This is a genomic window from Klebsiella spallanzanii, assembly GCF_902158555.1.
Taxonomy (GTDB): Bacteria; Pseudomonadota; Gammaproteobacteria; order Enterobacterales; family Enterobacteriaceae; genus Klebsiella; species Klebsiella spallanzanii.
In genome coordinates, this window is sequence record NZ_CABGGS010000034.1 from 527,501 (window position 1) to 534,879 (window position 7,379).

Sequence of the window (7,379 nt, forward strand, 5' to 3'; positions counted from 1 at the left end):
CGATGTCATCAACGCCGCGTCCTCACGATTTAGTCTGGTTGAATCATACCTCAGCGCTGGAGGCTACCGAGGAACTCTGGGTCGCCCAGCACTGGCGAGTCAGCCTGCCAGTGGTGGTACGACGCGACGTTGATGCCGATGCCCGCATTCCTGTGGGCGTGCGGGGCATGAAGCGCGAACAGCGGGCGGCGGGCTGGGTACGGGCGGAGAATATCGTTCGCACCATCAGCCCAGAGATGTTCGCCGACCGCCAGCTGCTTCTGCGCTCGCCGTTTGTCTCTCAGCCGCCAGTACAGGCGGCTATTTCACTGACTCTGCACGACTGGCCGTGGCGTTGGGGCATTACCGGCAGCACCGGCTACGCGCTGGCCACGGAAATTCCCGTTCTCCACGCCACCAGCGATCTGGATCTACTCATTCGCGCACCGCAGCCCGTCGTTCGCGAGGCATTGCTCGAATGGCAAGCCCGCGTCGCGCAGCTACCCTGCCGGGCGGATACCCAGGTCGAAACGCCTGCCGGGGCTTTTGCACTCAATGAGTGGTTGCGCGATGGCCGCGCCCTGCTGAAAACGTCCCACGGCGCGCGTCTGACCGAGACGCCGTGGAACAGGGAGGAAGCATGAAAATTCTCTTTACCTTTCCCGGTCAGGGAAACCAGCGGCAAGGTATGCTCACCGCTATCCCCGATCGTCAGAATATTATGGCCGAAGCGCGCACCGTACTTGGCGATGAAGTCGATAATTTAGATAGCGCCGCCGCGTTACAGCATACCCGCGCGGTGCAGTTGTGCCTGTTAATTACCGGTGTTGCCTGGGCGCGGGAGCTTCAGCGCCAGGGCGTAAACCCGGACATGGTCAGCGGCCTGTCGATCGGCGCTTTCCCGGCGGCGGTGATGGCCGATGCGCTGGACTTCACCAACGCCCTGCGCCTGGTGGCGCTACGCGGCGATTTAATGGAGCAGGCTTATCCTCACGGCTACGGACTCACCGCCATTATGGGTCTGACGCTCGACAGCGTGGAAAAGCTGATTGCCGACAGCGAGCTGTATATCGCCAACCTTAACGCTGAAACGCAAATTGTCATTGCCGGGCGCGACGAAGAGATGGCGAGAGTCGCCAAGCTGGCGCTGAAGGCAGGAGCCAGCTTGGCACAGCGTCTGGCAGTCAGCGTCCCTTCGCACTGCGCGCTGCTGGATAAACCAGCGGCTGAGCTGGCGAAGGCCTTTTCTGCCATCACGCTCCGGCGACCGCGCTGCGCGTATTTGAGCGGCTCCACGGCGCGCGTGCTCTGGGACCCGCTGAAAATCGCCGACGATTTGGCGCTGAATATGTCGCGCACCGTGCGCTGGCAGGAGGCAATGATCGCCGCCGATGAGCGCGAGGCGCGGCTGGCAATTGAGATGCCGCCGGGCGGCGTACTGACCTGTCTTACCCGCCAGGCGGGCTGGCGCGGTGAGAGCATTTCGCTGGAACGCAGCGGCATAGAAGTCGCTCGTCACCTGGCAACCCGGCTTAATGGTTAAGGCTACGGGCGTACATGCGCCCTTCTGCCGCCAGTGCCAGCAGGTCGGCGTCGCGCTCGCGATGATGTGAATAGACAATCGAAATCAGCTGGCGCATTTGATAGGGCTCCGCCAGCTTCAACAGCTGCACATCGTTTTCATAGACCTTTTTCATTCTTCCCGGCAGCAGCGCAAAGCCCACTCCCGCCTGAACCAGGCTAATCATTGAAAAAATATCGTTAACCCGGGTGACAATTTCCGGCTCAAATCCGGCTACCTGAAATGCCTCCTGAAAGCCCGCATAGGTGGCAAATCCTTCCGCCAGCGAGACAAACTTACGCTCAGCGTAATCGCGCAGCTCGGCAGGTTGGCTGGTATCCAGTTGCTCCGTTGCCGGGGCCGCGAGGAAGATGTCATCCTCAAATAGCGGGACCACATCAAAAGCGGAATTGCTGAACTCACCTTCGTTGGTGGCGATCAGAATCGCATCCAGCGCATCATCTTCCAGCATATCCAGCAGCATCTGATTGGAGCCCATGGTGAGATCCAGCTCCAGCTCAGGACGGCGCAGCTTCATGCCCATAATAATGCGCGGCACGGTTTCCAGCGTCAGGGAGTAAAGCGTACCGATGCGCAGCCGCCCCTGTCCGACACCCGCCACTTTGCGCGTTGCTTCCAGTCCCCGAGTCATCAGGCTCATCACGTCCTGGCAGTATTCCAGCAGCGTCCACGCCGCCGGGAGCGGTAGCAGATTCCGTCCTTTATGGATAAACAGCGGGCAGCCGACGCCCTCTTCCAGGGTGTGCAGCGCCCGATGAACGCTGACGCCGCTCAGCTGCATCGCCTCGGCAGTTCTGGCGATATTGCCCTTCGTCATAAACATCATAAATACCGACAGCTTGCGGAAGGTGATCTCCTGGTTAATGTCGTCTTTCATTGCCCTGCGCCCCGCATTTCGGTCTTTATTTGCATTTTCTTTTGTGATTTCAAGACAGTATAAACGCAATTACCGATTGAGGTATTAGCCGAAAGGGGGAAATACCCGCATTGCAATTTATCGGTTTCGCCAGGCCAGCAGCAGGCTGGCGAGGGTAAAGGCGGCCATGATCCACGCCATCGTCCATGGCGTACCGTCACGCAGCCACGCCAGCAGTAACGAAGAAATAATCCCGCTGCCGTACTGCAATGAGCCAATCAGCGCTGAGGCCGAGCCAGCAAATGCCCCTGCCTCATCCAGCGCCGCGGCGGTCGACGTCGCGGCTATCACCCCGTTCATCGAAAAAAAGAGGAACACGCTGGCCACTATCAGACCAATGCCGCCAATATGCAGCCTGACGCCCGTCGCCAGTATCACCACAGCCAGTGCGGCAACCGCCAGCGATATTTTCAGCAGCGAGCTCAGGGCGTGACGCTGAACCAGACGCCGGTTTACCACGCTCATCGCCATGACCCCAATAATATTCACCGCGAACAGCCAGCCATAGTGCTGCGGCGCAACGCCGTAGTAGCGAATATAGACATCCGGTGATCCGGTAATAAAGGCATAGGCGGCAACGTAGAAAAAGGTCAGGCTCAGGGTGTAGCGCATAAAGGTGGTATTTTTCAGCAACTGACCATAATTGCGAAATGCCCCTAGCGTCGAGCCCTGCTGACGACGTTCCGGCGGCAGAGTTTCCGGCAGCCAGCGCAGCGCGATAAACATCAGCCCACCAATCACCACCAGCAGCCAGAAGATAGCGTGCCAACTGGTGACTTTAATCATCTGCCCGCCGATTAGCGGCCCGGCAATCGGCGCAATAGCCATCACGATAGTTAGAGTCGACAGCATCTGCGCCGCCCGGCTGCGGGCAAAAAGATCGCGCACCATCGCGCGCGCCAGCATCGGTCCGGTGCAGGCTCCCAGCGCCTGGAAGACGCGCCAGAAGACAATTTGATCGATAGTGGTCGACAGCGCACAGCCTGCGGAGCCGATGATGAACAGTACCATGCCGATAAACAGCGGCTTTCTCCGACCTAGCCGGTCGCTAATTGGCCCCCAGACCAGCTGCGCGACGGCAAAACCGATCAGAAAACCGGTAATAGTCAGCTCAGCGTCGCCCTGTAGTTCAGCCGCCATTACCGGCATCGCTGGCAGGTAGATATCCGTCGAGAGTGAGGTAAAAGCCATCAGTCCGCTGAGAATCAGAATAAACAGCGGCCCGCTGGCTGCGCGCGTTTGCGGTGAAATCATTATTGTTTCCGTTGAGGAGAGGGATTGCGATGAAGAGAGTGAGGAGTTTAACGGGAAAGGCGTACGGAATAATCCTGCATAAAAGGATTGAGGTTATGAGTGAGATTCATTAATCCTGGGAGTCGAGTCGCCAACGTGTTTGGGTTACCGTGCTCGCCTTTCTGTCGGGCGGCGGCTAGCGCCTTGCCCGACCTACAAAACCCGAACTCGTCCCGTAGGCCCGGTAAGGCGCTAGCCGCCACCGGGCAATTTCACAGGCGTGGGCTTAGAGTGCCATATCGTGCTGCGGCGACGCTTCCGCCTTCGGCTCTGCCGGTTTTGCGGTCATTACCGGCGCGGCGGCGTTCATCTCGATCACCGGTGGTTTGGTCAACTGCAATGCGGCAGCGGTGTCATTCCAAACCTGCTGAGTCAGCGCAACGTTGCCGTTCAGCTTCTGCCCGTAGCTCGGGACGATATCGCGAATGCGGCTCTGCCATTCCGGGGAATTGAACTGTTCCGGGAACATCTGCTTAATCACGTTCAGAGTGATCGGTGCGGCGGTGGAAGCCCCCGGCGAAGCGCCCAACAGCGCGGAGATAGTTTTCTGCTGGTCGACCACCACTTCAGTACCCAGTTTCAGCACACCGCCCTTCTCAGCATCTTTCTTGATGATTTGCACGCGCTGGCCGGCCTGAATCAGCTTCCAGTCCTCTTTCCGCGCGCCAGGGTAATACTCTTTCAGCGCCGCAAAACGGTCATCGTCACTCAACATGACCTGGCTAATCAGGTATTTCACCAGATCAAAATTATCCAGCCCAACGTGCGTCATTGGCAGCACGTTATCGGTCGTGGTGGTGCTCAGCAGGTCAAGGAATGAACCATTTTTAAGGAACTTCGTTGAGAAGGTGGCAAATGGCCCAAACAGCACTACGCGCTTGCCGTCGAGGAAACGAGCATCAAGATGCGGTACCGACATCGGCGGTGCGCCCACCGAGGCCTGACCATAGACTTTTTGCTGATGCTCTTTGGTCACCGCCGGGTTTTCGGTCATCAGGAAAGAGCCGCCTACCGGGAAACCGGCATAGTTATCCGCTTCCGGGGTACCGGTTTTTTGCAGTAATTTCAGCGCGCCGCCGCCAGCGCCGATAAAGACGTATTTGGCATCAATCGCCTGCTCTTCACCGCTATTCACGTTTTTAATGGTTACGTGCCATGAATTATCGGTATTACGTTTAAAATCGGTGACTTCAGACGAAGTTTGCAGCGTGAAGTTGTTATTTTTCTTAAGGCTTCCGATCAGCTGACGAGTTATTTCCCCGTAGTTCACATCGGTACCCACCGGCGTCCAGGTCGCAGCAACTCTTTGCTGTGGATCGCGACCTTCCATCACCAGCGGTGCCCACTGTTTAATTTGCGCGTGATCGGTAGAGAATTTCATTCCCTGAAATAAGGTGGTTTGCTGCAACGCGGCATAGCGCTTTTGCAAATAATCCACGTTATCGCCCCAGACGAAACTCATATGCGGGGTGGAGTTAATAAAAGAGTGCGGATCGTGCAAAATGCCGCGTTTGACCTGCGCCGTCCAGAACTGGCGGGAGATCATAAACTGTTCGTTAATATCCAACGCTTTGCTGACGTCGATAGAGCCATCCGGGCGTTCCGGCGTATAGTTCAGCTCCATGTTGGCAGAGTGTCCGGTCCCGGCGTTGTTCCAGCCGTTCGACGACTCCAGCGCGACGCCATCCAGCTTCTCAACCATCACCTGTTTCCACTCCGGCTGTAATTCGTGCAGCCAGGTCCCCAGCGACGCGCTCATAATGCCGCCGCCAATCAACAGGAAATCGGTTTTTTTCGAGGTATCGTCATTTGCATATGTCGCCGAACTGACGAACATCGCTAATGCGGTCATAGATATAATCGTATTTTTAATTGCAGGCATAATAGAAATATCACATAGCACAAGTGTAATAAGAGGGTGCATATTAACGCACTTTTACTTTATTTTAAAATATCATTTACACTTTCGCACACATAGCTAATTATCATTAACCTGGTTTTTTAACTTAAAAAAGTAAAATAACACCCATCCATATAAACAGATAATACGTTAGATACTTCTCACCTGGGAATAACCCCATCAAAAAGCAGATAAACAGTGTGGAATAAAAAAAGGGGGGTTGGTTTATGGATTATTTTAAATAATCCGGCGCGTATTGCGGAAATACGCGCCGGATGGCTCAAATCAGGCGACCGGCTGCGCCGAGCGTAGCGCAATCCGCAGATGGTCGTTATGCTCAGCCAGCAGCTCCCGCGCCTGCCAGGCATCAAGCCCGCTGAGAATCATTAATATTGCCGTCCGGCAGTGCTGATTGCAGCTGGCCAATGCCGCTTTGGCTTCGCTACGCGAGCATTCCGTCGCCGCCATCACGATGGCTATCTGGCGCTCGGCCCAGCGCGGCGTGCTGGCCTGGAGATCGACGCGCAGATTTTCATACACTCGCCCAGCGCGAATCGCCAGCCCGGTGGTCAGCATATTGAGGATATGCCGCTGCGCAATTTGCGCTTTTGGATTACCAAAGCCCGCCACCGCTTCCGGCCCGGTTTGCGGAGAAATGATGATATCCGCCAGCTGCGCGGCTTCGCTGTTAGCCTGCTGCGTCAGAACGGCAATGGGCGCGCCTAACGACCAGGCATGACGCATAGCCCCCCAGACCCACGGCGTTTTTCCGCTGACCGTTAGCGCCAGCAGCATATCCTGATTGCTGAACTGCAAGGCCTGTAGCTCAAGGGCACCAAGATCGTAATCGTTCGCAGCGGTTTCCATCTCCTGGAGCGCGGCAGCCGGCCCCCCGGCGATAAGCCCAACCAGCGAGTGTTTCCCCTCTGGCGTAAATTCACTCACCGCCTGTACGGCAGCCCGCCCCGAGGCGCCAGCGCCGACAATCACCAGTCGCCCTCCCCGGCTCAGCGTCGCGGTCGCATTATCAATCAGACGCGCAATTTCGGGTAAACATGCTCCAACAGCGTCGGTAATCTGCTTATCATCCTTGTGCAGCAACGTCAGCATATCAAGCGTGGCAAGGCTGTCGATATGGGTGGTTTCAGGGTGGCGTCGTTCCATCATTGAAGCGGTTGGCTTACTGCTCATAAAAACCTCCATTTAAAACTGAAAGAACTCTCTAAGGTGAAAAGCGCAAGCCGGTGGTAAACCCTCTCATTGACCATGGCTATTAATGCCAGTGTAAAGCCTTCCTGACGCACTTTACCGCCACGGGAGTCACAGTTTTATCGCCCCTGAAGCGCGGTGACTGCTGGTTGGTTGTTATCCGACCAGTTAGGCTTATCAGGTCTGATAGGTATAGATGAGATACCAATGAAGACTCAGTACATCGCCAGTCCACCATCGACAAAATATTGGCTTCCGTTGACATCCTCCCCGCCCTAAAGGACGGGGATTCCTACAGCCAGACGGCAATGCCCTGCCGCGAGAATATTCTTTGCGGCGTTTACGTCGCGGTCATGAATTGTTCCGCACTCACAGCAAGTCCATTCTCTTATTCGCAGGCCTGCTCTACCTTTCGGACTGTTATCGGATATTGATCCGCAACACGAACAAGCCTGGGTGGAATATCTTTCGTTGACCACTTCGAACACCACTGAGCGCGC

The 7,379-nt window shown here is 56.3% G+C and carries 7 protein-coding genes; 2 read left to right on the forward strand and 5 right to left on the reverse strand.

Annotated features, from left to right (window positions below):
• Positions 1-2 precede the first annotated feature (2 nt).
• Together FN082_RS20505 and mdcH are read left to right on the forward strand one after the other, a co-directional pair.
• Positions 3-623: a malonate decarboxylase holo-ACP synthase gene (locus tag FN082_RS20505; protein WP_142467286.1), complete on the forward strand. Its 621-nt coding sequence runs from the start codon at positions 3-5 to the stop codon at positions 621-623.
• Positions 620-1,522, forward strand: coding sequence for a malonate decarboxylase subunit epsilon (gene mdcH, locus FN082_RS20510; protein WP_142982264.1), 903 nt, complete (start codon positions 620-622; stop codon positions 1,520-1,522). The genes FN082_RS20505 and mdcH overlap by 4 nt, the downstream gene beginning before the upstream one ends.
• Here mdcH and FN082_RS20515 read toward each other — a convergent pair.
• From FN082_RS20515 to FN082_RS20535, 5 genes are all read right to left on the reverse strand, one after another.
• Entirely contained in the window at positions 1,512-2,438 is a 927-nt protein-coding gene (locus tag FN082_RS20515) for a LysR family transcriptional regulator (RefSeq protein ID WP_139540009.1), read from the reverse strand. The genes mdcH and FN082_RS20515 overlap by 11 nt on opposite strands.
• 117 nt (positions 2,439-2,555) lie before the next feature.
• On the reverse strand, positions 2,556-3,731 hold the full coding sequence (locus FN082_RS20520; protein WP_142982265.1) for a multidrug effflux MFS transporter: 1,176 nt from the start codon (positions 3,729-3,731) through the stop codon (positions 2,556-2,558).
• Between the two features lie 265 nt (positions 3,732-3,996).
• A complete protein-coding gene (mqo, locus tag FN082_RS20525; RefSeq protein ID WP_142982266.1) occupies positions 3,997-5,652 on the reverse strand; it encodes a malate dehydrogenase (quinone) in 1,656 nt (551 codons plus the stop codon).
• 303 nt (positions 5,653-5,955) lie between these two features.
• Positions 5,956-6,861: an N-acetylmuramic acid 6-phosphate etherase gene (locus FN082_RS20530; RefSeq protein WP_142982267.1), complete on the reverse strand. Its 906-nt coding sequence runs from the start codon at positions 6,859-6,861 to the stop codon at positions 5,956-5,958.
• 293 nt (positions 6,862-7,154) lie between these two features.
• Positions 7,155-7,370, reverse strand: a complete 216-nt coding sequence (locus FN082_RS20535; RefSeq protein WP_328592365.1) for a transposase — start codon at positions 7,368-7,370, stop codon at positions 7,155-7,157.
• Positions 7,371-7,379 lie beyond the last annotated feature (9 nt).

What these genes read in the sequence shown, in the direction of transcription:
- FN082_RS20530 (WP_142982267.1), bottom strand. Translation starts at nt 6,861, where the DNA reads ATGAGCAGTAAGCCAACCGCTTCAATGATGGAACGACGCCACCCTGAA.
- FN082_RS20515 (WP_139540009.1), bottom strand. Translation starts at nt 2,438, where the DNA reads ATGAAAGACGACATTAACCAGGAGATCACCTTCCGCAAGCTGTCGGTA.
- mqo (WP_142982266.1), bottom strand. Translation starts at nt 5,652, where the DNA reads ATGCCTGCAATTAAAAATACGATTATATCTATGACCGCATTAGCGATG.
- FN082_RS20505 (WP_142467286.1), top strand. Translation starts at nt 3, where the DNA reads ATGTCATCAACGCCGCGTCCTCACGATTTAGTCTGGTTGAATCATACC.
- mdcH (WP_142982264.1), top strand. Translation starts at nt 620, where the DNA reads ATGAAAATTCTCTTTACCTTTCCCGGTCAGGGAAACCAGCGGCAAGGT.
- FN082_RS20520 (WP_142982265.1), bottom strand. Translation starts at nt 3,731, where the DNA reads ATGATTTCACCGCAAACGCGCGCAGCCAGCGGGCCGCTGTTTATTCTG.